Source organism: Exiguobacterium sp. s189, from assembly GCF_018617615.1.
Lineage (GTDB): Bacteria > Bacillota > Bacilli > Exiguobacteriales > Exiguobacteriaceae > Exiguobacterium > Exiguobacterium aestuarii_A.
Window position 1 is genome coordinate 65,178 of sequence record NZ_JACSKM010000004.1, and the last position, 21,173, is coordinate 86,350.

The 21,173-nt window shown below is 47.2% G+C and carries 22 protein-coding genes; 13 read left to right on the forward strand and 9 right to left on the reverse strand.

The window, feature by feature from the left end:
• Nucleotides 1-213 precede the first annotated feature (213 nt).
• Together KNO99_RS06755 and KNO99_RS06760 are read left to right on the forward strand one after the other, a co-directional pair.
• Entirely contained in the window at nucleotides 214-1,965 is a 1,752-nt protein-coding gene (locus KNO99_RS06755) for a mechanosensitive ion channel (protein ID WP_214746668.1), read from the forward strand.
• 103 nt (nucleotides 1,966-2,068) lie between these two features.
• Nucleotides 2,069-3,547 carry an HD-GYP domain-containing protein gene (locus tag KNO99_RS06760; protein WP_214746671.1) on the forward strand — a complete coding sequence of 493 codons (1,479 nt, stop codon included), beginning with the start codon at nucleotides 2,069-2,071 and terminating at the stop codon, nucleotides 3,545-3,547.
• A gap of 31 nt (nucleotides 3,548-3,578) precedes the next feature.
• On the opposite strand, the gene KNO99_RS06765 is transcribed toward KNO99_RS06760, so the two are convergent.
• Both KNO99_RS06765 and KNO99_RS06770 read right to left on the reverse strand, forming a co-directional pair.
• The gene (locus tag KNO99_RS06765; protein WP_214746675.1) at nucleotides 3,579-3,881 is read right to left on the reverse strand and encodes an AzlD domain-containing protein; all 303 of its coding nucleotides are present in this window, start codon (nucleotides 3,879-3,881) and stop codon (nucleotides 3,579-3,581) included.
• On the reverse strand, nucleotides 3,878-4,609 hold the full coding sequence (locus KNO99_RS06770; RefSeq protein WP_214746678.1) for an AzlC family ABC transporter permease: 732 nt from the start codon (nucleotides 4,607-4,609) through the stop codon (nucleotides 3,878-3,880). Before KNO99_RS06770 ends, KNO99_RS06765 begins: the two co-directional genes overlap by 4 nt.
• A gap of 114 nt (nucleotides 4,610-4,723) precedes the next feature.
• Between KNO99_RS06770 and KNO99_RS06775 the strand changes: the two genes are divergently transcribed.
• A complete protein-coding gene (locus tag KNO99_RS06775) occupies nucleotides 4,724-5,425 on the forward strand; it encodes a CBS domain-containing protein (protein WP_214746681.1) in 702 nt (233 codons plus the stop codon).
• On the opposite strand, the gene KNO99_RS06780 is transcribed toward KNO99_RS06775, so the two are convergent.
• Nucleotides 5,408-5,743: an antibiotic biosynthesis monooxygenase gene (locus KNO99_RS06780; protein ID WP_214746684.1), complete on the reverse strand. Its 336-nt coding sequence runs from the start codon at nucleotides 5,741-5,743 to the stop codon at nucleotides 5,408-5,410. The two genes, KNO99_RS06775 and KNO99_RS06780, sit on opposite strands and share 18 nt — an antisense overlap.
• Before the next feature lie 76 nt (nucleotides 5,744-5,819).
• On the reverse strand, nucleotides 5,820-6,659 hold the full coding sequence (locus KNO99_RS06785) for a M15 family metallopeptidase (protein ID WP_214746687.1): 840 nt from the start codon (nucleotides 6,657-6,659) through the stop codon (nucleotides 5,820-5,822).
• 174 nt (nucleotides 6,660-6,833) lie between these two features.
• Here KNO99_RS06785 and KNO99_RS06790 point away from each other — a divergent pair, with 174 nt between their 5' ends.
• Complete coding sequence (locus KNO99_RS06790; protein WP_074036747.1) at nucleotides 6,834-7,052, forward strand: hypothetical protein; 219 nt, start codon at nucleotides 6,834-6,836, stop codon at nucleotides 7,050-7,052.
• Between the two features lie 55 nt (nucleotides 7,053-7,107).
• Complete coding sequence (locus KNO99_RS06795; protein ID WP_214746690.1) at nucleotides 7,108-7,575, forward strand: hypothetical protein; 468 nt, start codon at nucleotides 7,108-7,110, stop codon at nucleotides 7,573-7,575.
• Between the two features lie 17 nt (nucleotides 7,576-7,592).
• Here the strand turns inward: KNO99_RS06795 and KNO99_RS06800 are convergent, their stop codons facing one another.
• The gene (locus KNO99_RS06800) at nucleotides 7,593-8,696 is read right to left on the reverse strand and encodes a glycerol dehydrogenase (RefSeq protein ID WP_214746693.1); all 1,104 of its coding nucleotides are present in this window, start codon (nucleotides 8,694-8,696) and stop codon (nucleotides 7,593-7,595) included.
• A 373-nt stretch (nucleotides 8,697-9,069) separates the two neighbouring features.
• Between KNO99_RS06800 and KNO99_RS06805 the strand changes: the two genes are divergently transcribed.
• From KNO99_RS06805 to KNO99_RS06825, 5 genes are all read left to right on the forward strand, one after another.
• The gene (locus KNO99_RS06805; RefSeq protein WP_214746696.1) at nucleotides 9,070-9,729 is read left to right on the forward strand and encodes a type 1 glutamine amidotransferase domain-containing protein; all 660 of its coding nucleotides are present in this window, start codon (nucleotides 9,070-9,072) and stop codon (nucleotides 9,727-9,729) included.
• Nucleotides 9,730-9,838: 109 nt separating this feature from the next.
• Nucleotides 9,839-10,264, forward strand: coding sequence for a DMT family transporter (locus KNO99_RS06810; protein ID WP_214746699.1), 426 nt, complete (start codon nucleotides 9,839-9,841; stop codon nucleotides 10,262-10,264).
• 14 nt (nucleotides 10,265-10,278) lie between these two features.
• Entirely contained in the window at nucleotides 10,279-10,953 is a 675-nt protein-coding gene (locus KNO99_RS06815; RefSeq protein ID WP_214695695.1) for a Crp/Fnr family transcriptional regulator, read from the forward strand.
• Between the two features lie 11 nt (nucleotides 10,954-10,964).
• The gene (locus KNO99_RS06820) at nucleotides 10,965-11,438 is read left to right on the forward strand and encodes a DMT family transporter (RefSeq protein ID WP_214746702.1); all 474 of its coding nucleotides are present in this window, start codon (nucleotides 10,965-10,967) and stop codon (nucleotides 11,436-11,438) included.
• A gap of 88 nt (nucleotides 11,439-11,526) precedes the next feature.
• The gene (locus tag KNO99_RS06825; protein ID WP_214695701.1) at nucleotides 11,527-12,855 is read left to right on the forward strand and encodes a hemolysin family protein; all 1,329 of its coding nucleotides are present in this window, start codon (nucleotides 11,527-11,529) and stop codon (nucleotides 12,853-12,855) included.
• 10 nt (nucleotides 12,856-12,865) lie between these two features.
• Here the strand turns inward: KNO99_RS06825 and KNO99_RS06830 are convergent, their stop codons facing one another.
• The gene (locus tag KNO99_RS06830) at nucleotides 12,866-14,050 is read right to left on the reverse strand and encodes an amidohydrolase (RefSeq protein WP_214746705.1); all 1,185 of its coding nucleotides are present in this window, start codon (nucleotides 14,048-14,050) and stop codon (nucleotides 12,866-12,868) included.
• A gap of 128 nt (nucleotides 14,051-14,178) precedes the next feature.
• Between KNO99_RS06830 and KNO99_RS06835 the strand changes: the two genes are divergently transcribed.
• Together KNO99_RS06835 and htpX are read left to right on the forward strand one after the other, a co-directional pair.
• Nucleotides 14,179-14,727: a LemA family protein gene (locus KNO99_RS06835; protein ID WP_015880351.1), complete on the forward strand. Its 549-nt coding sequence runs from the start codon at nucleotides 14,179-14,181 to the stop codon at nucleotides 14,725-14,727.
• Between the two features lie 18 nt (nucleotides 14,728-14,745).
• Nucleotides 14,746-15,633 carry a zinc metalloprotease HtpX gene (gene htpX, locus KNO99_RS06840; protein WP_214746708.1) on the forward strand — a complete coding sequence of 296 codons (888 nt, stop codon included), beginning with the start codon at nucleotides 14,746-14,748 and terminating at the stop codon, nucleotides 15,631-15,633.
• 285 nt (nucleotides 15,634-15,918) lie between these two features.
• Here the strand turns inward: htpX and nagE are convergent, their stop codons facing one another.
• Genes nagE through KNO99_RS06855 form a run of 3 tightly spaced genes read right to left on the reverse strand, consistent with a single transcriptional unit; the run spans nucleotide 15,919 to nucleotide 18,763 of the window.
• Complete coding sequence (gene nagE, locus KNO99_RS06845) at nucleotides 15,919-17,409, reverse strand: N-acetylglucosamine-specific PTS transporter subunit IIBC (RefSeq protein ID WP_214746723.1); 1,491 nt, start codon at nucleotides 17,407-17,409, stop codon at nucleotides 15,919-15,921.
• The gene (locus KNO99_RS06850) at nucleotides 17,406-18,254 is read right to left on the reverse strand and encodes a PRD domain-containing protein (protein WP_251130983.1); all 849 of its coding nucleotides are present in this window, start codon (nucleotides 18,252-18,254) and stop codon (nucleotides 17,406-17,408) included. The genes nagE and KNO99_RS06850 overlap by 4 nt, the downstream gene beginning before the upstream one ends.
• Before the next feature lie 20 nt (nucleotides 18,255-18,274).
• Nucleotides 18,275-18,763 carry a PTS sugar transporter subunit IIA gene (locus tag KNO99_RS06855; RefSeq protein WP_214746726.1) on the reverse strand — a complete coding sequence of 163 codons (489 nt, stop codon included), beginning with the start codon at nucleotides 18,761-18,763 and terminating at the stop codon, nucleotides 18,275-18,277.
• 457 nt (nucleotides 18,764-19,220) lie between these two features.
• On the opposite strand from KNO99_RS06855, the gene KNO99_RS06860 reads away from it, so the two are divergent.
• On the forward strand, nucleotides 19,221-21,137 hold the full coding sequence (locus KNO99_RS06860; protein WP_214746729.1) for an endonuclease MutS2: 1,917 nt from the start codon (nucleotides 19,221-19,223) through the stop codon (nucleotides 21,135-21,137).
• Nucleotides 21,138-21,173: the final 36 nt, after the last annotated feature.

The window sequence follows — 21,173 nt, forward strand, 5'->3', positions numbered from 1 at the left end:
CTCCTAAAATGACTTCTCATGTTATTCGTATCATATCTCGCGGGATTTGACACGATTTCTCTCTTAACTTACGTACCCATTTCTATGGAATCGTAATAGTGATGTGAAAGAGTTGTCATGTGCACGATGTTTGATGATTTTGAAATATAGGTATTTAAAGAAAGAACACTGTTAAGGAAAAGCAATCATCTCATAAAAAAGGAGGAAGATTCGATGAACAATACAACGTATAACTTCAATTCGTTCATGTCATGGCTACCAGAGCTTTTGCTGGCAATTGTTATTCTCGTAGTTGGTTATATCTTGGCGAAAGTATTGGAAAACGTGACACGAAAAGCATTGAAGAAGGCACGACTCGATGAGCGGGCCGGTATTAAAAAAGAGGGGGAAAAAGGAGATAAGTGGACACCTGAACGCATTATCGCAAAAGTGGTATTCTTTGGGGTCTTACTTCTCGCATTCCTGATTATCTTTGAATTTATGAACGTTCCTGCAATCACGGAGCCGTTCAGTCAGATTTATGAAGGATTCTCTGGATTGATTATCGGTGTCATTAAAGCAGGTCTGATTTTACTCGTTGCATGGGTCATCGCTACCCTTTTGAAAAAAGGGATTCAAATGGCGGGACATCGCTTGAATTTAAGCAAGTTGATGGAAAAGACGGGACAAGAATCGACAAGTGTCAACCAAACGAAATGGGTCGATACGGTCGCGAACATCGTCTTCTATCTCGTTCTCTTATTGGCATTACCGGCTGTACTTGACGCACTTGGACTTCGTGGGGTCAGCGGACCATTCGAAGACTTGTTGAACAGTTTCCTTGGATTCATTCCGAAACTTGTCGCAGCGGCGCTCATCTTCGCAATCGGTTATGTCGTCGCGAAGATTGTACGTGATATTTTGACGAAGTTCCTTGAAGCAGCAGGATTAGATCGATTGGCAGAGCGATTCCATCTTTCTGACTATGTGAAGGGATCAAGTCTTGCGAAAGCAATCGGTACAATCGTGTTCATCTTCATCATGATTCCGGTCACGATTTCGGCACTTGAAGCGCTTGATATTCGAGGCATCTCGGAACCAGCGATTGCGATGCTTAATGATGTCCTTGTCATGATTCCAGACATCCTTGTCGCAATCGTCCTCGTCCTCGTCGGTGTATTCGTGGCAAGATGGTTGAAAGGTGTCGTTGTATCGCTCCTTGAAAACCTTGGCGTCAATTCATTGGCTCATAAAATGGGCTTCGAGGAACGAGCATCTTCGATGTCGATCGCCCAAGTGGTCGGTGTCGTTGTACAAGTGATCGTCATCTTACTCTTCGTATCTGAAGCACTTCAGGTGGCGAATCTCGAGTTCATGGCGTCTCTCGCCACTGCGATCTTCGCTTACTTGCCAATGGTGATTGCGGCACTCATCATCTTGGCAGTTGGCTTCTGGTTAGCTAATATGGCAGAACGTTTGGTCGGAAGTGTTCTTGTCGATGGAGCAGGACAACCGAGCGCGCTTCGCTACGTAGCGAAATATGCGATTCTCGGACTCGTCTTCTTCATGGCCATCAGTCAGCTCGGCATCGCACCGATGATTGTCAATACGGCCTTCCTCCTCATTCTTGGAGCCGTTGCCCTTGCCTTCGGTCTTGCTTTCGGTCTTGGCGGTCGCGAGACGGCAGCACGCTACTTGAAAAAAGCGGAGCACCGTATTGATGAGACGGAAGTTTCAAAAGAAGGACTCGAAAAAGAAAAAGAACAGATGAGTCGCGAAGCGGAAGCTGCGAAACAGCAAGCCAAACAAGGTGTTGAGCAGTCGAAGCAGGAAGCGGAACAATCGAAGAACGAAGTGAAGCGAGACGTTCATGATTCAACGGGAGATCACGTAGACGGACCAGAACCAAATCCGTTCCACGAAAACATTACTCCGGATCAAGACAATCGTTCACTGGATGACAACGATGGTCCGTTACGCCCTTAATTGATTCTTTCACGGATCTCCCATGTGGAGGTCCGTTTTTTGTGTTCAACTTTGAAAGGAACCTGGTCGATAGATAAAGAAAAGAGTGACAGAGGTGAGAGGGATGTTTGAACGATTTCAACGAACACTCGTTGTGAACTATGTGATTGGCTCAGGATTAGCGGTTTTTGGTGTGGGGGGCGTTTTCATTTTTCAGACGCTTGAGTTATCAGTTCGTGAAATCGGACTGCTTCTAACCATTATGTTCGGTTCAGGGATGATTATGATTACGTCAGAACTTCTTTTGTATCGTAAACATATTCGACCAATCCGACGATTTTTTAAAGTTGACTCTCCAACGAGCCAAGAATTGACGTCTGCGTTCGAACAGGCGAGCCGATTCCCAACTTTAACAGTACAGCGAATTTTGGGTCCTCATTTATTTGGACTATCCATTCCGTCAATCGCTTTGACGACCGTCTGTATTTATAATGGCTGGATTGATTTACCGTATCGTTTGATTGGTCTCGCTGCGATTGGTGCCATCATGATTGCCGTGTTGCACGCGTTGATTGAGTACTTCTTGACGGTACGGTCGGTGGAGCCGCTGCTCGTGTATATGAAAGAAAGTCACTTCGAACTGTATCATCAGCCTATCCATGCAACGTATCGGTCATTCAGTGTCCGGACTAAATTATTGATCAGCATGCTCATTACGGGTGTCTTTCCGATCATGTTGTTTATGTTGGCCTCGAGCGTTCAATTGTCGACCTCGACTCGGGCGGATACATATTGGAATTGGGCGTTCGTGATTCTTGTTATTATCGTTGGGATTGCGGTGTTATGTAGTTTCTTACTCTATGACAATATTAAACGCCCGATTGGCCTTTTGACGTCAGGAATCGAACAGATGGAATCAGGACAGCTCCAAAAAATCGAAAACCCCTATTTAGATGAGTTCGCTCAATTGATTGGGGGCTTCAACCAAATGGTCGAGACGGTGAACGCTCGGGAACAAGAGAATGCGCAACTGCTGGACAGCCTCTTCATCTTATTCGCGGCAACCCTCGATGCACGTGACCCTTATACGGCCGGTCATTCAGAACGTGTGGCAATGTACTCGGTAGAGCTTGCCCGTGCGCTCCATTTGCCAAAGGAACAAATCGATTTACTCAATAAGTCTGCACTTCTTCACGACATCGGAAAAATCGGGATTCGTGATGATGTCTTGCTGAAGGAAGGAAAATTGACAGACGAAGAGTTCTCAAAAATTCAGGAACATCCGACGATTGGCATTCATATATTGAGTCAAATTCATTTACCGGCATCCCTTCAACCGATTTTGGCTGGGGTTCGGTCGCACCATGAACGAATCGACGGAAAAGGGTATCCGGACCGCTTAAGTGAGGTCGACATTCCGTTGTTCGGAAGAATCATGGCGATTGCCGATGCTTATGACGCCATGACGTCTGATCGACCTTATCGCTCTGGGATGCCGATGGAAAAGGCACTCTCTATTTTAGAGAGCGGTCGTGGCACGCAATGGGACACCGAATTTGTAGACGTATTCGTAAGGCTTCGTCGACAAGCGATATCTGCATAAAAAAGGAGCGGCACCTCGTGTGCGGCTCCTTTTAGGATAGGGTTTGGAATACGTACACACCGAATACGGCTCCGATGACGACAACGACGAGATTGACCCGGAGTAGCGCAAGTGTCGTAGCAATCACTCCTCCAAACAAAGCGGACGTCGTAGTGGTTGTCGAAGACAAGACTCCCGGAAAAATTAAACTAGCCAATACCGCATACGGGATGAAAGAAAGAAATCGTTTCATATACGCCGGTAACGCCAATTCCTTTAACCAGAGTAGCGGGACGAGTCGAGGAAGATACGTGACAAGCGCTAATCCTAAGACGAGCAAAAATAAGGACATCATGAAATCTCTTCCTCCTTAAATAGAAAAGCACCGATTCCGGCCGCGACAACAGTCGCGATGATGATTCGAATTCCGTCCGAGATTGGAAAGAGCGGCGTGATGATCCAATGAAGCACCGCTTGCATGATGATGGCGAAACTCGTGACGACGAAGACAGGTCGAGTCGTCAAGGACGGGACGAGTAACCCGATGAACATCGCATATAGCGCAATGCCCATGCTCGCTTGTAACGTGCTTGGAAGACCGAAAGCGAGAAACACACCAATCCAAGTACCGATATTCCAGGCAAGAAAGGCAATCGTATTCAACCCGAGAACGAACAGAGCAGAACGTGCTTCTTTTCGGGTGGAAGCGACACTGAACGTTTCATCGGTGACACCGAACGCAATGGCAGCCAATAGTTTTCTAGATGTATTTTCAATCCGTTGGGATAGCGAGGCGGACATTAAAAAATGACGAGAGTTTAGAATGAACGTCGTCAGAATGATTTCCCAATACATCGAACCGGTCATCAGCAATTGCACGGTGATGAACTGACTGGCACCGGCGAAAATGAAAAACGACATGGATAACGTGATCACGTTTGGCAGATCAAACGATTTTGCCAAAAGACCGAAAGCGATGGCAATCGGGATATATCCAATGGCGACGGGAATACCTGCTCGCAGTCCCGCGCGAAATGTCGACTGTTGTGAAGATGGGGATATGGATTGAACTGAAGTCGCCATGACAGCCCTCCTTGATGATCAAGATGATTTCTATGTCATTCGGGATGAATGGACGGTTTCCTGCTGAAACGATGAAAAAGAGGGTATACATGTATCGTTAAGGAGGGTGGTCACATGAGTCGTGCTGAAGAATTTTTGGCATCCTACCATCGAATCGAGGACTACTTGAGTCGAGAGATGGGAGATGGCCAGCATTTCAGTTTTAGCAATATGGTGAATCGGTTAGCGAAACAAAATCCAATCATCAATCGATATAAAGAAGATTTACATCAGATGAGTCAACTGCGAAATGCCATCGTTCATGAGCGTCGTGAACCTGATTTCATTATCGCTGAACCCCACGAGTCGCTCGTTGAATTGATTTTAGAGGTGGAGCGTGAACTGCTTCATCCACGTCTAGTCATCCCATTGTTTGCGAAATCAGTGGTGACGTTTCAGTCCGAAGATTTTTTGACAGAGGTGCTCCGAGAGATTCGCGATAAAAACTACTCGCAGTTTCCCGTGTATCACGACAACGGCTCTTGGCGTGGTCTTCTGACGAAAAAAGGAGTGACCAGTTGGTTGGCCGAGACGATCGACGGAACCAACTTATCACTCAAAGGAGTTCGCGTGAAGCATGTTCTCCATCATGATCCGCATATGCATCGGTATCGATTTATTCGAAAAGATGCGACGGTGATTGAGGCGGAGCATTGCTTCACACAAATGAAAGAGGGCGCCCGATACGACGCCCTCCTGATTACAGAGACTGGTAGTCCGAATGAAACGCTACTCGGAATCATCCGTCCTCAAGATTTATTAAACGCGCTCCGTTGAGGCGAGGTGTTCAATCGCGACCTCATATTGGGTAACGGTGTTGCCGAGGACGATCGGTTTTACTTCCGACGTCCCGTCATCTCGTTTCTTATGGGCGTGCTTGTAGGCATTGCTGTCGCGCCAATTTTCAAAGCTTGCCGCATTCCGCCATGTGGTCATGATGACCACATGGTCCATTGCTGCATCGGACGTATCCGTCAACACTTGCATCCGGACAAAGCCATCCATCGCTTCGATTCCTTTTGTCGTCTCGAAACGCGCTTTGACCGCATCGGCCTTTCCTTTTTCAACGTCTAGTTTATTCATGACAATCCACATTCGGCATGTCCCCCTATACGAATAAGATGATTCCATTATACCGTGAACAGGGAAATGCCTGAAAAAGGATGCTCACTCAACGTTTGCTCCACCATTCTTCAAACACCCAGTTCTTCTGCTTCATCATCGTAGCTTCGGTTAACCCGACATAGCGCAAGTGCCATGGTTCATAATTATATCCAGTGATTTTTTCTTTTCCTTTCGGATAACGGACGATAAAGCCGTAACGATGGGCGTTTTGAATCATCCACTTTCCTTCAGGCGATTGGTCAAAGGAGGCGTATAATCCTAGACGCATACGTTGACTCGTCATATCCACCGCCAGACCGGTTTGATGTTCACTGTACCCGGGACGGGCGACATATTTTGAAGCGTATGCGACCCCGCGTGTATTGACCCAGTAAGTATATAGCGATTTTTGAGTCGAATAGGAGCGATAGGCGCTCAGTGCGTACAACGTATGACCCTGCTTTCGACCTGCGTAATACAGTTTCGCTAGCGCGTAAGCGGCTTCTGCTGTCATCAATGTACGTTCGCTTCCTTTTTGATAAACAGTTGGGACGGTTAAGGTCACAAGTTGTGGGGAACGATAAGTGGACGGGAGCCCATTTGTTTTATTGACGAGTCGTAACCGGTCGGCCGTTGGCATTTTAGGGATGCCGGCTTTTAGGTTAGCGGTCGGAGTGAAGTACTTTGTACTCCCGATATAGACATTGGACCAACTTCGGTTATACGTGGTGTAACGGATAGGGACATTTGTTCGTAACGTCTTCAACACAGGTGAAGATTGCATTGCACGACCATATAAGTAGGTTGTTTTGATGGTGTAACCTGGTTGTGGGGACGGTGATGCCGCTGTCACCGGCGAAGCTTGTAACAGGAGCAGACAAATAATCAAGATACGCAGGGACTTCATGGCAAAACGCCTCCTCGTGGGTTAGATGATGTTCCTTTTCCCGTTTTCTTGATGGACTGAGCATCTTTTATCCATCCTCAGGTCGGATGAGGATACAGCTTGGGTCCGATGAAGCGAGGAGTCAAATCCGATACAATAAACATAACGAATGAGATCGTAGAAAGGAGTGAGCGAATGGAAGTCTTATTTGGATTACCACTGTTGTTGCTCGTCCTGTTCTTTGCCTTTTTATACTTTAATATTAAAGGGCTATCGAATATGTGGAAGGACTACAATCGAACGAAATCGATGATTCCGCTCGGATTCTTCATCGTCGGGATTATCGGAATTTTTACAGGAGTGTGGACGTGGCTCGTCATTTTGATTTACTACGTCGTCCGCCCGAAAGACTAAACACTGTATGCAGACGCATACGGTGTTTTTGCTATACTAAGGACGAGGTGTTGAGATGGAGAAGTTAATAAAAGCATGGTTTATCGTGACGTTGATCGCGTTTGTAATCTTTAAGCTTGGTGAAGTAATGACAACCCCGTATTCGGAAACACCGAGCGAAGGGAATATATACTGGATTGTGCTCTTGATTGGATGGCCGTTTCTGTTATTGTTCATTTGGATTACGGTTCGTATGACACGTCGAGTCACGGCATCCGTGCGACCGATGGGGAGAATCGTGTTAGGTTTGGGTAGTCTCATCATGGCCGGGATTTCCTGGGTGACCAATCAATCGCAAGCGACGTCTCTTCGGGAAGGGATTCGTTTATCTACGAATGAGTCTTTCGCCGAAGGGTGGAACCAGTTCACGAATATCATTTATATGAACCAGCTGACTTTCTTTTTCCTGACAGTCAGTTGTATGGGGGTTGGGATTGTCCTTTCGTTCATCCCGACCAAAAAACAGCGAGAAGAAGCCGTATAAGCTTCCTCTCGCTATTTTTATAACCGTTCTTGATAAAGACGGGCATATCGATCAGCTGCGATGATGGCGTCTGCAACTTCTTCTGGCGTGACATCAAAACCGCTATGAATCGTTTCGCCTTCTGCCGTGGCGGCTTTTCCGACTTTCAAGATATCTTCTCGAGATGCATCTTTCAATTTGATATCTTCGAGTGTGACCGGCAAGTCGAGTGCCATATAAAAGGCAACGTACTGCTCGAATTCTTCTTGAGGACGTCCTTCGAGTGCGAGTTGCACAAGTGTTCCAAATGCAACTTTTTCACCGTGCGTCAAATGGTGGATGTCCCCTTCTAACGCGGTAAATCCATTGTGAATGGCATGGGCTGCAGCCAAACCACCACTTTCAAAGCCGAGACCACTCAATAGGGTGTTGGCTTCAACGATGGCTTCGAGCGCAGGTGTGACGACTTTTGCCTTGACGGCTTCATACGCTTGAATACCATATGTGAACAATACTTCTTCACAACGTTCAGCAATCGCTTCCGCCGCAAGCGTTGGGACACCACCGGCCATCGTCTTTCCTCCGAATGAAAGGACACTTCGTACTTCGACCCACGTCGCCAAAGCATCGGCAATGCCTGATGCAAGGAAGCGCGGCGGTGCCTGTGCAATCAACTCGGTGTCCACCAGAACGAGATCAGGATTCTTTTTATAAAAACGGTAACTTTCAAAATTACCTTCATCTGTGTAAATGACTGACAGGGCGCTCGTCGGTGCATCTGTCGAGGCAATCGTCGGTACAATGACGATGCGCGCATCCAATTCATCTGCGACCGCTTTTGCTGTATCAAGCGTCTTACCGCCACCGAGACCAATCACGAACGCTGTGCCACTTTCTTTGGCATCTGTGGCGATTCGAGTGATCTCATGCTTTGATGCTTCTCCGACAAAATCTGCTTTCGTCGCTTCAATATTGCTCGCCTGCAGTGAATGTGTCACACGCGAACCGACCAATTCCCAGACGACGTCATCCGCGATGAGTAAAGCGTTTGAACCGAAGTGAGCGACATACTCTCCGATGCGATCAATCGTTTGTTTCCCTTGCACATACTTAGCCGGACTGATGAAAATACGTTCTGACATAGTAAACTTCATCCTTTCATAACGGGTTTAGTGTAAGTGCTTACAACGACATCATACTACAGTTTGTGAAGGAATACCGTGAAGATTACATGAAGATTGGCAACTGACCGAGCACAAGCAACAAGATGATGATGGCGACAACAATGAGAAACCCCCAGTCATTCATTCGTTTCGTCATACGAGATATCCCCTTCATAGGTCTAAGTGTCGATTCATCTACAGTATAAAAGAGTGTTGAAATAAAGGCAGGACGAATAAATCACCAGGTTAAAAATAAACATACCTTATGACGTCGAGACAGCTCATCAGGTTTAACGGATGATGAATCGGGAACAATAGTGTCGTATGTTCATTATCGAAGGAGGAATTGAGTATGTCGAAACATGTACTGATTGTCACGACGTCAGCGGATCAATTATCAAATGGCCACGCAACGGGACTTTGGCTTGAAGAGTTTGCTGTACCTTACTTGTTATTCGAAAAAGAAGGATACAAAGTGACGGTCGCGAGTATCGAAGGTGGAGACGTGCCAATCGATGCGAATAGTTTAGAAGATGGTTTGTCAGATGACATTCTAAATACGCGCGAGTTGCTCAAAGACACAGCGCGACTCGATCAAGTCGCAGACGAGTCGTATGACGCAATTTATTTGCCAGGCGGTCATGGGACAGTCGTCGATTTCCCAGAAAATGAAACGCTACAACGCGTTATTCGTAACGTCTATGAGAGTGGAAATATTGTCGGTGCGGTGTGCCACGGACCGATTGGATTGGTCAACGTGAAACTGAGCAACGATGAGCCACTCGTCAAAGATAAACAAGTGACAGGGTTCACCGATGCAGAAGAAAAAGAAATGCAACTCGATTCAGCTGTACCGTTCTTACTTGAGACGGGACTACGCAATCAAGGTGGACAGTTCAAAGGAGCTGACAATTGGGCGGTGAATGTGGCAGTCGACGAGCGACTCGTCACAGGTCAAAACCCTCAGTCTTCTGAAGCGGTCGGCAAAGAACTTGTCAAATTGTTAGGATAAATACATGAAGCAACTTCGGTCATTCGAAGTTGCTTTTTATTTTTGGACATATGTCCTATTCAAAGGGTCATTCTTTTTGTACAGTCAGACGAAGAGAGAGGGGAATGACATGGGAATTCTATTTGCCATACTATCTGGCACGTTTATTGCTTTACAAGGAATCTTTAACGCCAAACTAGGAGATGCGGTAGGGGCATGGATGTCCGTCACAATCGTCCATTTTGTCGGACTTTTGTTGGCACTCATCATTTACTTTTTCAAACGAGATGCAGACATGACGGCCTTCAAACGCGTCCCTTGGTATTATAGTCTAGGTGGATTATTCGGTGTATTCGTCGTCTTCGGCGAACTGACAGCGATTCAACAACTGGGAGTGACATGGGCAATCTGTGTCCTGCTTGTGGCACAATTACTAGGCGCCTTTATCATCGATTTGAACGGTTGGTTTGGTGTCGAACGGAAGCCGATGAATACGGGACAGGTCATGGGACTCGTCTTAATGGTCGTCGGGATCGGAATTTATACATTCGCGTAAGGAGTTCAATTCTCATGATGAATATGATGGATGCACTGACACGACTGCAGTGGAATCACCTTTTTTCTAACGAAACGCTTGAAGCTTCTTCTTTAGTCACTTATGAATCTGGTACAATGCTTTGTTCGAACAATCAACACATTGAATCCTTGTTCGTCGTTCTCGAAGGACGTGTCAAAATCTATACACTCAGTGAAGAAGGAAAGTTGCGCTTGCTTCGTTTGAAAGCTGCACCGACGCTCATTGGAGATATCGAATATGCGAGTGGTCGTAACGTATTGCATACTGTCGAGGCGGTTGGTTCGGTAACCTGCTTACGGATTCCGTTTGAGGCACTTCGTCGTCATAATCGTACGGTCGAATTCACGGAACACCTATTGCGTGGGGTGTCCGAAAAGCTGTTCATCGAGGCGAATGCCTCATCCAACCATCTCATGTCGACACTTGAAGAACGATTGGCGGGTTATTTGATCTCGCTTAGTGAATCGGGTAATGAGCTGTTTCAAGCTGAGATGAGTCAACTGAAGCGTAAAGAAGTCGCCGAATGGCTTGGGACGAGTTATCGTCATTTGAATCGGACGTTGCAGGCGTTCGTCGATGAAGGATTGGTCACGCGAACGAGAAAAGAAGTTGTCATATTAAATAGTGAGCGATTGAAGGAACGTGCGAACGGCATGTTTTATGAGTAAGGAGAGATTATATGATTTTTGGAATCATCTGTTCAGCAGTGGCTGGAGCATTCATTAGTGTCCAGGCGGCAGTCAATGCAAAAATGAATACAAATTTAGGAGCCTGGGCGACGACAGTGTTGGTTTTTATCGTTGGATTAATCGGATCCATCATTCCGTTACTGTTATTCGGAGGCAATCTTTCCGGATTACGTGATGTGTCACCCATCTATTGGCTTGGTGGGTTACTTGGGGTCGGTGTCGTGTATTGTGTCATGCGGAGCATCCAGCTACTTGGACCGACTTTGTCCGTGTCACTCATCCTCGTTTCACAACTCATTTGGGCATTACTCGTCGATTTGTATGGCGCTTTCGGGATGCCTCAAATTACATTATCGGCTGGACAAGTCGTTGGGCTTACGGTCCTGCTCGTCGGAGTTATTCTCTTTAAACAGTCTCAGACCGCAGCCGTCGCCAAACAAGCTGTCAACGAAGCCACTTCATAAGGAGTGGCTATTTTTTCGAGCAAAACGGGTACAGGTTGGTAACGATTTTTTGTTAAAATGAAGCAGTGGTTTAAAAATAGCTGAGGTGATGAAAAAAGTGGATTCTTCCATAGTGATTGATTTGTTGATTGTTTTGTTTTTGATTGTGTTGAACGGGATTTTTGCGATGACAGAAATTGCGCTCATCTCATCGAAACCTGCAAAACTTGAGGTTGAAGCAAATCGAGGGAAGCGAAGTGCCAAGATTGCGCTTCATTATTCGAAAGACCCGACAGATTTGTTGTCGACCGTTCAAGTCGGAATCACATTGATTGGGATTATTAACGGGGCCTACGGGGGCGCGCGCTTCTCGGCACCGCTTGCATCGGCGTTTGAACAAGCCGGAATGAGTACGCAGTATGCCGGAACCGTTGCTTATGTGGCCGTCGTTACGATTATTACGTATCTGTCGCTCATCATTGGTGAATTGGTCCCGAAACGGATTGCGCTCGTCTCACCTGAAAAAGTAACGATGGCAATCATTCCGTCGCTCGATCTATTCAGTAAGTTGATGCGCCCATTCATTTGGATTTTATCGAAATCGACGCTCTTCTTATTCAAGCTCCTTGGATTAAAGGCAGAACAAACGAGTGGAGAGACTGAGCTTGAGATTAAACAGCTTCTCTTTGAAGGAGCTCAGCAAGGTCAGTTCGCCCATGAAGAAGTGCAACAAGTCGAACGCGTCTTTGCGTTCCACGATCAATTGATTTATGAGCTCATGCAACCTCGGACGACGCTCGAATGGGTCGACTTAGAGGATGACATGGATGACATGAAAAAATCGATTTACGAGAGTAAGCATAACAAGTTACCAGTCGGTCGCGACTCACTCGACGACTTTGTCGGATATATCGATGTGCGTGACATTTTGACGTTACCGACATTGCGTGAACCGTCACAAATTTTAAAGCGCATCAAGCAACCGCTGATTGTGCCAAAACAACGTGAAGCGAGCCAAGTGCTTCAGATGATGCAGAAAAATGGTGTCGAGATCGCATTCGTCTTAGATGAATACGGTGGATTCCTCGGGATGGTCACGTTGTTCGATATTTTGGAAGAAATCGTCGGAGAAGTCATGATTGAAGAAGATACACCGGAAGTGGTTCGTCGTGAGGACGGATCGTATTTAGCGGACGGGTTACTCGGGATCGAGGACTTAAAACGAACGTTTGAGATTCGGGACGATCGCTTCGATGAGGGACGCAACTCATATCATACGCTCGCGGGACTCGTTATTTACGCATTAGGTGATTTTCCGAAGCGGGGGGACGTGGTCGAAGCGTACGGCCTTCGTTTCGAAGTCGTCGATATGGACGGCAAACGAGTCGACCAAGTACTCGTTTCTGAATTAACAGAACCAGTCAAAGAAGAGGATTGATGCGATTGCATCAATCCTCTTTTTCATGTGTCATCCATGTTCGTTGTAAAGCGCCTAGCAAAATGTGAGCCGTGTGTAACATCGCTCGTTCATCCACATCGAAACGAGGATGGTGGTGAGGGAAAATCGCTGAGAGTTCAGGGTTCCCAGCTCCCGTGAAAAAGAAGCTGCCCGGTACTTGTTCTAAATAGTAAGCAAAGTCTTCTCCGACCATGAGTGGTGCCATCTCGATGACACCGTCTTCGCCGACGGTCTCTTTCGCGCTCTGGCGGACGAATTCTGTTTCTCTCACATGGTTGACGACGGCTGGATAACCTTTTATATAGTCAAGTGCGTACTCGGCATCGCTCGCAGCACAGACAGAGCGAATCATGCGTTCCATATTCGTGATGATTTTTTCTTGCGTCTCTGAAGTGAATGTGCGCACGGTTCCAGATAACTTGGCTTCTTCGGCAATCACATTGAACGCTTGACCGGAATGGAGAGTCCCAATGGTCAAAACGGCTGGTTCGAGCGGGTCGATGCGTCGACTGACCACTTGTTGGAGATGGTTCGCCACATTCACGGCGACCATGAGGGCATCGACCGTATGTTGCGGAATCGCACCATGACCACCTTTTCCTTTGATGGTCAATTCAAAGCGATCGGCTGCCGCCATGACGGGACCTGTTTTGACGCCGACTGTTCCGAATGGGAGGGGTGTCCAGATGTGCGCACCATAAATATAATCCACATTGTCGAGACAGCCGTCCTCAATCATCGGTTTAGCGCCACCGGGAGCCAATTCTTCGGCGAACTGGTGAATCAGTACGACGTCTCCCGGAAGGTCCAGTTCGGTCAATACTTTCGCTAGAACCAAAAGCGTCGCTGTATGGGCATCATGGCCACAAGCATGCATGACCCCGTTTACTTTTGAACGATACGGGACGTCTTTCACATCTTGGATGGGAAGCGCGTCAAAGTCGGCCCGTAACGCGATGGTCGGACCATCACCGCCTTTGATTCGACCGACGACCCCATTACCGCCAACGTGTTCACGTACTTCAATCCCAAGTTCGCGGAGATAAGAGGCGATCATCTTCGGCGTTTCAACTTCTTGAAAAGATAGCTCTGGATATTGGTGAAAATGGCGTCTTAGTGACACCATTTCTTCGAACAACTCGGTCAAACGTACTTCGGCATTCGTGACAACCATTGCGCACACTCCTTTGTGATCAACGCATTAAGAATTGCATCCATTTGCTAATTTTTATGAAAGTTAAGCTTATCTTATACGAGTAAAGGGAATTAATACAGGAGAAAATGAAGAAATGAGGTGCCAACATGGGGTGGATTATTGCGATTGTAGCGGTTGTCGTGCTCGTACTCATCTATTTTTCGATGTACAACGGGCTCGTCAAATATCGAAACTGGGTCGACGAGGCATGGGCTCAAATCGATGTGCAGTTGAAGCGGCGGTATGACTTGATTCCAAACTTGGTCGAGACGGTGAAAGGGTATGCGAAACACGAGCAAGAGACGCTCGCGAAGGTCGTCGAACTGAGAAACCAGCTCGGGGAGAAGTCGAATCGCCAAGATCAGATGGCGGTGAACGACCAACTGAGCGGGGCGCTGAAAAATCTGTTTGCGCTTCGTGAAGCGTATCCGGATTTGAAGGCGAACGAGAACTTCAAGATGTTGCAGGAAGAATTGACGCAGACAGAAAACAAGGTCGCGTATTCGCGTCAGCTCTATAACAATACGGTCATGAAGTACAACACAAAAATCGAATCGGTACCGACGAACATCATTGCCTCTGTGCACCATTTTGAAAAGCGCGATATGCTTGAGGCGCGTGCCGAAGAGCGCGAGAACGTTCGCGTCTCGTTTTGATGAATCGAGGTGGCAAGTATGCTCCTCTATGAACAGATTCGAAAGAATAAAGTGAAGACGGTTTTCATCGTCACAGGGTTTGTGTTGTTTGTCCTTCTCGTCGGAGCGGCCATTTCCTATGTGAACTATGGAGACGCAATCCCAGGTTTGATTTTCACACCAATCTTCTCCTTGTTTTATGTCGGCATCGTCATCATGTCGAGCACGAATATCGTCATGAAGATGAATCGGGCGCGAGAGGTGACATCGGTGGAAGAACACCGCTTTTTATGGCATACGGTCGAAAACATGGCGATGGTCGCGCGAGTGCCAATGCCCCGTATCTTTATCATCAACGATCCGTCACCGAACGCATTTGCAACCGGACTGAAACCAGAAAAGGCGGCCGTCGCCGTCACGACGGGGCTACTAGAGCGATTGTCTCGTGAAGAAGTGGAAGGTGTGATTGCGCATGAGGTCGCACACATTAAAAACTATGACGTGCGTCTCTCGACGGTCACACTCGCACTCGTCTCGGTCATCGCCATTATGAGTGATATCGGCTCACGTATGTTATTTTTCCGAAGCATCAGTGGGGGACGACGTGACCAAAATCAGAATCCCATCTTCCTCATCATCGGACTTGTTTTATTAGTGTTAGCTCCGCTCATCGCGATGCTGATCAATATGGCGATTTCACGTAATCGCGAGTTTCTAGCAGATGCGAGTGGGGCGGAACTGACCCGTAACCCCGATGCACTTGCCTCAGCGCTTGAGAAGATTGCCAACGTCGAGACACCGGTCGAGCAAGCCTCGAGTGCCTCGGCCCCACTGTACTTCTCCGATCCACTTAAGAAGAAAGTGAGTGGTCTGTTCTCGACGCACCCTGATCCAGTCGAGCGGATTTCCCGACTTCGTCAAATGTAATCAGAGCCTGTCCGGTTGCGGCAGGCTCTTTGTGTTACACTGAACTGGGAAAATAAGGGGGTGAATGAGTTGGGTAAAAAGATATACATAGGTTTAGGAGTTGCTTTATTAGTCGTATTGTTTTTATTAGGATTAGGACCATATATTGTACATACAGTACTCAAGACTTTCATGTGGCTTACGCAATACATCTTGCCATGGATTTTTCTCTACTATTTCATTCAATTCTATAAACACTATGCACAAAAACAAGAAAAGCCACCTGAATGAGGTGGCTTTCGATGTTTATCCGGCGCGGTGGCTACGGATTTTTTCGATTTCATCGAGGACGAACTGAACGTTTGTGCCGACGATGACTTGAATGTGATTCGGACTGACGACTTTGATTCCCGGGATGCCGGCTTTCTTGATTTGATCTTGGTTGACGGTATCCATGTCCTTCACATCGACGCGTAGACGTGTGATACAAGACTCGATTCCTGTGACGTTGCTGTCACCGCCGAGACCGTCATAAATCATGTTCGCCATGGCTGAGAATTCGTTACCTGAAGCAGATGCGACCGGTGCGACTTTCGTTTCGCCGTCTGTCGTTTCACTTGCGACTGCATCCACAACTTCATCCGATTCACGACCTGGTGTCATCAAGTTAAACTTCACGATCATAAAGCGGAAAATCGCATAGTAAATGACTGAGAAGAATAGACCTTGAACAATGAGCATATATGGCTGATTGGCAAGAGGTAATCTTGAACTGAGGAAAAAGTCAACGAGACCTGCACTGAATGTGAATCCAGCTGTCCATTGGAACGTTGCTGCGATAAAGAGTGAAATTCCTGTAAGGACAGCATGTACAAGGTAAAGAACTGGTGCGAGGAACATGAATGAGAACTCAAGAGGTTCTGTCACACCTGTAAAGAATGAAGCAAACGCGGCTGCGAATAGAAGGGAAGCCGCTTGTTTTTTCCGTTTCGTTTTCGCTGTATGGTACATTGCAAGAGCTGCGGCCGGGAGACCGAACATCATGATTGGGAAGAATCCGGCTTGATACATTCCCGTCACACCTTTTTCACCTTCGCCTGACCAGAAATTTCCGATGTCGTTGATGCCAGCGACGTCGAACCAGAAGACAGAGTTGAGGGCGTGGTGAAGTCCAGTTGGGATTAAGAGACGGTTGAAGAATCCATAAAGACCGGCACCGAATGCGCCGAGTTTTGAAATCGATTCCCCGAATCCGACGAGTCCTGTGAAGACGATTGGCCAGATGAAGTAGAGCGCGACCGAGACGAGAATCATTGAAAATGCCGTCATGATTGGAACGAGACGCTTACCGCTGAAGAAAGCAAGGGCATCCGGTAGTTTGACATGACTGAACCGGTTATACATACTAGCAGCAATCAATCCTGATAAAATACCGATAAATGCATTTTCAATTCTTGAGAATGCCGGGTTGACGGCTTCGACATCGATGCCTTGAAACAACGCGACTGTTCCAGCCGCTAAAAGTGTCGTGACGGTCAAATAAGCCACGAGTCCACTGAGTGCTGCCGAACCATCGCGGTTTTTTGACATTCCAAGACCTACCCCGACTGCGAAAAGAATCGGAATGTTATCGATAATGGCCGCACCCGCTTTAATTAAGAATGCAGCTGCGACGTTTCCTGACCCCCAACCAGATGGGTCGATCCAGTAACCAATCCCCATGAGAATGGCTGCAGCCGGAAGTACGGCAACCGGTAACATAAGGGAACGTCCGAGACGTTGTAAATAGTTCATCATTGTTGATTTCCTCCTTTTTGGTGGTGTTGATCTTGTAGGCGTTGAATGTGGAGCGTAATATAGCCAAGTTCTGACTCGGGCAAGACGATGCCATATGTCTCTTCCATTTCTTTTGCGACATCAGATGCGCACGCATAGGCAGACGTGAATTTCGTCTGAATCATGCGGAGCATGTCTTCATCAATCGTGTGATGATCGTAATGGTTGACCCGATCCATGACGAACCGTAAATGAGTTAATAATCGTTGATAGGATAAGTCATCTTCTTCAATGGATACATCGAGTCGTCGTGAAATCGATTGAATCATGTCGCGGACAATCGTTGTCTGTTTGACCGTCTTGCGTAAATCACCTCCTTTCACTTTCATCGTATGGATATGAAGCGCGATGAACGCGGCTTCGTCTTTTGGCATTTGGACGTTCAATTTTTCTGCGATGTGTTCAATCGCCCATAATCCAATCTCGTACTCATTCCGATAAAGGATTTTAATCTCGTTCAACAGTTTGTTCCGAAGTGAGATGCCTTCCATCTCTCGCTCAATGGCAAATGAGATGTGATCGGTTAAGACGATGTGGATGTGTTCATTGAACGATGTCTCAAGCCGTTTTTCTGCGTACGAAATAATGTCCTCGGAAACGGTAAAGTGTTCAACGGGAATCCGGCTCAACAACTGTTGGAACTTGTCGTTTTCCGGCATGATGAACAACTTTTCAATTTTATGGGGATTCACGATGTCATTTTTCGCTTTTTTAAAGGCGACGCCAGGTCCAATCGCAATCTTTTCTTCCCCATCGTCTGAGACGATGACCGCATTGTTGTTTAGAATCTTTTTGATCTTAATCATGTGTCCTCCTTGTTCCGGAGTCACGCTTCCACTCGGGCGACAATCGTCTTACCTGGGACGGCTTCCTTCGTGAATGTGAAGGCGTAATGATGGGCAAGCGCGCCACCATTCGTCACGACCATTGGCGTGACCGTGTCTTTACCAGCTTGATGGATTTGGGCCAAGTCGGCTGTCATTAACAGCTGTCCTGTTTTCACGTGGTCACCTACATTTACACGAAGGTCGAACGGTCGACCTTCGAGTTCGACGGTGTCGAGCCCGACGTGAATCAAAATCTCAGCACCATCCTCGGTCCGAATACCGATGGCGTGCTTGGTCGGAGCGATTTGTACGATCTCTCCGTCAGCTGGTGAGACGACTGCTCCGTCTGTCGGTGTGATGGCAATGCCATCACCCATCATCTTTTCACTGAAGACCGGGTCCGCTACTTGATCGAGTGGAATAACGTCTCCTTCCATTGGCGAGTGCAGTGTCGGTTTGTGTCGATTCATTAATTTATTCCATAGCATATCTTCTACATCCTTTCTTAACGCAAAACGAGGAAAAACAAAACAGGCATGGAGTATAGACGGGTGGCATGCACCGTACGTCTTACCCCATGCCTGATCGAATCAGTCACATGTGATCGCTATTCGTTTCTTCACGTTCAACATAACATGTGTGGATTTGAGACACAAGTCTTTTTTTGAAAGCGTTCTCTAAAATTTTACAAGGTGATGAATCTGTTGTATAGTAAAGGCGAATCTATTGAAGAAAGGTGTTGCATGTTGATGAGTGAGGTTGTATCTGCCTAACGAACTGAAAAATGTCGGATGACACGTCTTTTTGTCATGCCGTCATGTTCCGTTACAGATACCGCCCATCAAAAACTGCCAGACACCGGTCTGTCTTTTTGCGTTGGTCGTCATCGACCGACGCTTTTTGTTTGCGCGGTATCTCGATTCTACAATTTGAGGAGAGAGACACATGAACGAACAAACATTTGAAAAATTACAATACAATGAATTGATGACAAAAGTAGAGCGTTTCTGCATCAGCGGATTCGGAAGACGACTACTCAGACAGCAACGTCCGACGAGCCATATTTCGACGGTGAAGAAACGTCTTCAGGAAACGTCTGAAGCACGAGCGATTTTAGATGCGACGTCACATGTCCCATTCATCGGGGTATCTGATATGGAAACCATCATCGGGAAACTACAGCGAGGGATCCAACTCGAGGCAACAGAACTTGAAGCAGTCGCTGAATTTTTACGAGGCGCGCGCAAGCTGAAGCGATTCATGCTCGAACATGAATTTTTCGCACCACTCTTGTCCGCATATGCTGCCGGAATGGGCGAATGGCGAACACTCGAAGAAGACATCACGCAAGCGATTCGAGCCGGTCAGGTCGTCGATGAGGCGTCAAAAGAGTTGAAGCGGATCCGAAAACAAGTCGACATTCTCGAAGGACGCATTGAGGAGCGGTTAGCCAAGTTTTTGAAGAGCGCCGCGAATCGCGAGATGATTCAAGACGGATTCGTCACGAAAAAACAGGACCGCTTCACCATCCCAATCAAAGCTTCATATAAGCATAAAGTGGCGGGTACGATTGTGGACACATCGAATCGCGGCACGACGGTCTTTATTGAACCGGAAGCCATTTCGAAGTTGAACGCCGAACTCGTCGTCAAACGGACGGAAGAATCGGTAGAAGTGTATCAAGTACTCGCGACGTTGACAGGAGCGGTGGCAGAAGTTCTTCCTGACATCGAGGCGACGCTCGACGTCATCGCCCAGTACGATATGGTCTTCGCCAAAGGGAAGTACAGTCAGTCGATTGATGGCGTGACACCGCATGTGAATACGACCGGGCGCATCCAATTGAAACGAGTACGCCATCCGCTCTTAGAAAGCGCTGTGCCACTCGATTTTGCCATCGGTACGGACTATCGCGGCTTGATCATCACGGGACCGAACGCCGGCGGGAAGACGGTCGTATTGAAAACGATTGGACTCCTCAGTCTCATGACGATGACGGGTCTCCATATCCCGGCCCATCCTGATACGGTCATCTCGACATTCGATGAGGTGTTCGTCGATATCGGAGACAATCAGGATCTGGAGTCGGCGCTCAGTACGTTCTCGGCACATATGCACAATGTGGCGAAAATCATGCAAACCGCTGGAAAACGGTCGCTCTTGTTATTCGACGAAATCGGAAGTGGGACGGAACCGAATGAAGGGGCCGCTCTTGCGATTGCTATTTTAGAAGCGGCATATAAACGGGGCGCGATCGTCGTGGCGTCGACGCATTATGGAGAAATCAAATCGTATTCTGAAGCGCATCCGGATTTCATGAACGCTGCGATGCAGTTTGACCCGGAAACGCTCGAACCGAAATACAGACTCCTCATGGGGCAGTCTGGCGACAGTAATGCCTTGTTTATCGCTCGCAAGATGAAGTTGCCGGAAGCGATTCTCAAACAGGCATCTCGTTACATGAACGAGAAAACGTATGACACTACGAAAGTCGATGAATCTAAAATAACGCGAGAAGTGGAAGTGGTACCACTTGAAGAAGCAGAGCGTTTTGAAAAAGGTGACCGTGTCCGTCTACTCGAGACGAATCAAGTCGGTCTTGTCTATTCGTTTGATGCATCGCGTCGGCATGTACGAGTGTTTGTGGATGCAGAGTACGTAGAGTTGCCGGGTCGTCGTGTCCGGTTAGAAGCACGGGCAACGGAACTTTATCCGGCTGATTATGATTTGGATACGTTGTTTACGACGTATCAAGAACGAAAGGAAGCGCACGACTTTGCACGAGGATCGAAAAAAGCGTTACGACGAGTGGAGAAAGAGATTCGAGAAAGAAAGAAACAAGAGCACTCTAACCGAAAATGAATGTAGCATACGATGAAAGGGTAAGAGCACATAAAG

Excerpts from the sequence above, each read along its gene's own strand:
- KNO99_RS06755 (WP_214746668.1), top strand. The coding sequence starts at position 214 with ATGAACAATACAACGTATAACTTCAATTCGTTCATGTCATGGCTACCA.
- KNO99_RS06760 (WP_214746671.1), top strand. The coding sequence starts at position 2,069 with ATGTTTGAACGATTTCAACGAACACTCGTTGTGAACTATGTGATTGGC.
- KNO99_RS06765 (WP_214746675.1), bottom strand. The coding sequence starts at position 3,881 with ATGATGTCCTTATTTTTGCTCGTCTTAGGATTAGCGCTTGTCACGTAT.
- KNO99_RS06770 (WP_214746678.1), bottom strand. The coding sequence starts at position 4,609 with ATGGCGACTTCAGTTCAATCCATATCCCCATCTTCACAACAGTCGACA.
- KNO99_RS06775 (WP_214746681.1), top strand. The coding sequence starts at position 4,724 with ATGAGTCGTGCTGAAGAATTTTTGGCATCCTACCATCGAATCGAGGAC.
- KNO99_RS06780 (WP_214746684.1), bottom strand. The coding sequence starts at position 5,743 with ATGTGGATTGTCATGAATAAACTAGACGTTGAAAAAGGAAAGGCCGAT.
- KNO99_RS06785 (WP_214746687.1), bottom strand. The coding sequence starts at position 6,659 with ATGAAGTCCCTGCGTATCTTGATTATTTGTCTGCTCCTGTTACAAGCT.
- KNO99_RS06790 (WP_074036747.1), top strand. The coding sequence starts at position 6,834 with ATGGAAGTCTTATTTGGATTACCACTGTTGTTGCTCGTCCTGTTCTTT.
- KNO99_RS06795 (WP_214746690.1), top strand. The coding sequence starts at position 7,108 with ATGGAGAAGTTAATAAAAGCATGGTTTATCGTGACGTTGATCGCGTTT.
- KNO99_RS06800 (WP_214746693.1), bottom strand. The coding sequence starts at position 8,696 with ATGTCAGAACGTATTTTCATCAGTCCGGCTAAGTATGTGCAAGGGAAA.
- KNO99_RS06805 (WP_214746696.1), top strand. The coding sequence starts at position 9,070 with ATGTCGAAACATGTACTGATTGTCACGACGTCAGCGGATCAATTATCA.
- KNO99_RS06810 (WP_214746699.1), top strand. The coding sequence starts at position 9,839 with ATGGGAATTCTATTTGCCATACTATCTGGCACGTTTATTGCTTTACAA.
- KNO99_RS06815 (WP_214695695.1), top strand. The coding sequence starts at position 10,279 with ATGATGAATATGATGGATGCACTGACACGACTGCAGTGGAATCACCTT.
- KNO99_RS06820 (WP_214746702.1), top strand. The coding sequence starts at position 10,965 with ATGATTTTTGGAATCATCTGTTCAGCAGTGGCTGGAGCATTCATTAGT.
- KNO99_RS06825 (WP_214695701.1), top strand. The coding sequence starts at position 11,527 with ATGAAAAAAGTGGATTCTTCCATAGTGATTGATTTGTTGATTGTTTTG.
- KNO99_RS06830 (WP_214746705.1), bottom strand. The coding sequence starts at position 14,050 with ATGGTTGTCACGAATGCCGAAGTACGTTTGACCGAGTTGTTCGAAGAA.
- KNO99_RS06835 (WP_015880351.1), top strand. The coding sequence starts at position 14,179 with ATGGGGTGGATTATTGCGATTGTAGCGGTTGTCGTGCTCGTACTCATC.
- htpX (WP_214746708.1), top strand. The coding sequence starts at position 14,746 with ATGCTCCTCTATGAACAGATTCGAAAGAATAAAGTGAAGACGGTTTTC.
- nagE (WP_214746723.1), bottom strand. The coding sequence starts at position 17,409 with ATGATGAACTATTTACAACGTCTCGGACGTTCCCTTATGTTACCGGTT.
- KNO99_RS06850 (WP_251130983.1), bottom strand. The coding sequence starts at position 18,254 with ATGATTAAGATCAAAAAGATTCTAAACAACAATGCGGTCATCGTCTCA.
- KNO99_RS06855 (WP_214746726.1), bottom strand. The coding sequence starts at position 18,763 with ATGCTATGGAATAAATTAATGAATCGACACAAACCGACACTGCACTCG.
- KNO99_RS06860 (WP_214746729.1), top strand. The coding sequence starts at position 19,221 with ATGAACGAACAAACATTTGAAAAATTACAATACAATGAATTGATGACA.